General features: G+C 47.0%; 1 rRNA gene and 1 other annotated feature (1 of these 2 only partly in view). The gene reads left to right on the top strand.

The window, feature by feature from the left end:
- The first annotated feature begins 179 nt into the window (after positions 1-179).
- A 16S ribosomal RNA gene (locus C7954_RS13225) occupies positions 180-1,730 on the top strand.
- Between the two features lie 240 nt (positions 1,731-1,970).
- Positions 1,971-3,220, top strand: a sequence feature (mutual gap in cmsearch alignment for this rRNA model is longer than 100) (it continues 1,844 nt past the right edge of the window).

Raw genomic sequence — 3,220 nt, 5'->3', positions numbered from 1 at the left:
CGGTTGATAAGATATTAAATGTCGCTGATAAAAAAACGCGGCAAAAACAAAAGAAGAAGATTTTGTGAACCTTGAAAATTAAACAGCAAGCCAACGTTAATATACTTTGAGTGTTAAAACTTAAAAGTAATTATAGTTTAAAGCTTATATTAAATAATATGAGCCAAATTCAAATTCTTTATACGGAGAGTTTGATCCTGGCTCAGGACGAACGCTGGCGGCGTGCTTAACACATGCAAGTCGAACGGTCTACCTCGACAGAAACCTTCGGGTTGAAGACGAGATCTAGATAGTGGCGGACGGGTGAGTAACACGTGAATAATCTATCCTCAAGTTTGGGATAACCTGGCGAAAGTCGGGCTAATCCGAGGTAAGCTGAGAGTGTGGCATCACACAATCAGAAAAGGTGGCATTGCCATCGTTTGAGGAGGAGTTCGCGGTAGATTAGCTAGCTGGTGAGGTAACGGCTCACCAGGGCAACAATCTATAGCTGGTCTGAGAGGACGATCAGTCACACTGGAACTGAGACACGGTCCAGACTCCTACGGGAGGCAGCAGTGGGGAATCTTCCACAATGGGCGCAAGCCTGATGGAGCAACGCCGCGTGAATGAAGAAGGCCTTAGGGTCGTAAAGTTCTGTCCTTAGGGAAGAACCGTGGGTATAGCAAATGATACCCACCTGACGGTACCTTTGGAGGAAGCACTGGCTAACTACGTGCCAGCAGCCGCGGTAATACGTAGAGTGCAAGCGTTGTCCGGAATTATTGGGCGTAAAGGGTACGCAGGCGGATAGTAAAGTCAAGCGTGAAAGGTGTCGGCTTAACCGACAGACTGCGTTTGAAACTGATTATCTTGAGTGTAACAGAGGAGAGTGGAATTCCTAGTGTAGTGGTGAAATACGTAGATATTAGGAAGAACACCAGTGGCGAAGGCGACTCTCTGGGTTAACACTGACGCTGAGGTACGAAAGCTGGGGGAGCGAACGGGATTAGATACCCCGGTAGTCCCAGCCGTAAACGATGGATACTAGGTGTTGGAGGTTCGAATCCTTCAGTGCCGGAGTTAACGCATTAAGTATCCCGCCTGGGGATTACGATCGCAAGATTGAAACTCAAAGGAATTGACGGGGGCCCGCACAAGCGGTGGAGCATGTGGTTTAATTCGAAGCAACGCGAAGAACCTTACCGAGAATTGACATCCCGTGACCATCTATGAAAGTAGAATTTGGCACTTAGTGCCACACGGAGACAGGTGGTGCATGGCTGTCGTCAGCTCGTGTCGTGAGATGTTGGGTTAAGTCCCGCAACGAGCGCAACCCCTGTTCTTAGTTGCCAGCGAGTAATGTCGGGGACTCTAAGAAGACTGCCGGTGAAAGTCGGAGGAAGGTGGGGATGACGTCAAGTCCTCATGCCCTTTATATCTCGGGCTACACACGTGCTACAATGGCTGATACAGAGGGGAGCAAAGCTGCGAAGTGGAGCAAATCCTATAAAATCAGTCCCAGTTCGGATTGCAGGCTGCAACTCGCCTGTATGAAGTTGGAATCGCTAGTAATCGCAGGTCAGCATACTGCGGTGAATACGTTCCCGGGCCTTGTACACACCGCCCGTCACACCAATCGAGTTGGATGCACCAGAAGTCATCTGAGGATGCCAAAGGTGTGTCCGGCAAGAGGGGTGAAGTCGTAACAAGGTAGCCGTACCGGAAGGTGCGGCTGGATCACCTCCTTTCTAAGGAGAGAACGTGAGCTTGCTGTTTAATTTTGAAGGTTCTACAATGACGGCCTCAATGGCCTAATGCTAAACTAACCTTTTGTATAAAGAAGGAAGTTTAGTGAGAACTTTCTATTATATATTGAAGAAAAGAAGTTAAGAGTTTTAATGTTGGTTTTATCCAACTTCGAACTTCCAACTTCCAACTTCATAAAAACTGTACACTGTACATTGAAAAATGCATATAGGAAATAAATTGATTAAGCTAGAAAGAGCTTATGGTGGATGCCTAGGCATTCAGAGTTGAAGAAGGACGCGACCGGCTGCGAAAAGCCGTGGGGAGCTGCTAAATAAGCGTAGATCCGCGGATATCCGAATGGGGCAACCCATCAGTGTGGAGCACTGGTATTATGTGGTGAAAGAAGTAGCCATGTAAGAACAAGCAGGAGAACTGAAACATCTTAGTACCCTGAGGAAAAGAAATCAAAACGAGATTCCCTTAGTAGCGGCGAGCGAAAGGGGAGAAGTCCAAACACATTAAGTGTAAGTCTGCAGATGTTGCTTAATGTGGGTGTAGGATATAACGGCTAAAAGCTGCAGTTTTTAGGTGACTTAAATTTTTTACCCAGTCGAATGAGCTGGAAAGCTCAACCGTAGGAGGTAATAGTCCTGTAGACGAAAGGTAGAAGAAGTCACGGATATATCCAGAGTATCACGAGACACGAGAAACCTTGTGAGAATATGGGAGGACCACCTTCCAAGACTAAATACTCCTGAATGACCGATAGTGAACAAGTACCGTGAGGGAAAGGTGAAAAGAACCCCGGGAGGGGAGTGAAATAGAAACTGAAACCATAAGCTTACAACAAGTAGGAGGGCTATTAAAAAGCCTGACTGCGTACTTTTTGTATCACGGACCGGCGAGTTACTAATCGTAGCGAAAGGTTAAGTCATAGAGATGAAGCCAGAGCGAAAGCGAGTCTGATAAGGGCGGAAGTTATGATTAGTAGACCCGAAACCGAGTGATCTATCCATGACCAGGGTGAAGCGAGTGTAAGAGCTTGTGGAGGCCCGAACCCACTTATGTTGAAAAATGAGGGGATGAGTTGTGGATAGGGGTGAAAGGCCAATCGAACTCGGAGATAGCTGGTTCTCCTCGAAATAGCTTTAGGGCTAGCCTCGATGTAAAAGTTAAACGGTTGTAGAGCACTGATTGGACAAGGGGCCCAACAAGGTTACCAAATCCATTCAAACTCCGAATGCCGTTTAGTGTTCATCGGGAGTCAGACTATGTGGGATAAGCTTCATAGTCGAAAGGGAAACAGCCCAGACCACCAGATAAGGTCCCAAAGTATATGCTAAGTGGAAAAGGAAGTGAGATCGCACAGACAACCAGGATGTTGGCTTAGAAGCAGCCACTCATTTAAAGAGTGCGTAATAGCTCACTGGTTAAGCGGTTTTGCGCCGAAAATGTAACGGGGCTCAAGCATATCACCGAAGCTGTGGAT

This window comes from Halanaerobium congolense (assembly GCF_004366375.1).
Classification (GTDB): Bacteria; Bacillota; Halanaerobiia; order Halanaerobiales; family Halanaerobiaceae; genus Halanaerobium; species Halanaerobium congolense.
Note: the sequence above shows the minus strand (reverse complement) of the source record. Positions and strands in the feature narration are given on the sequence as shown.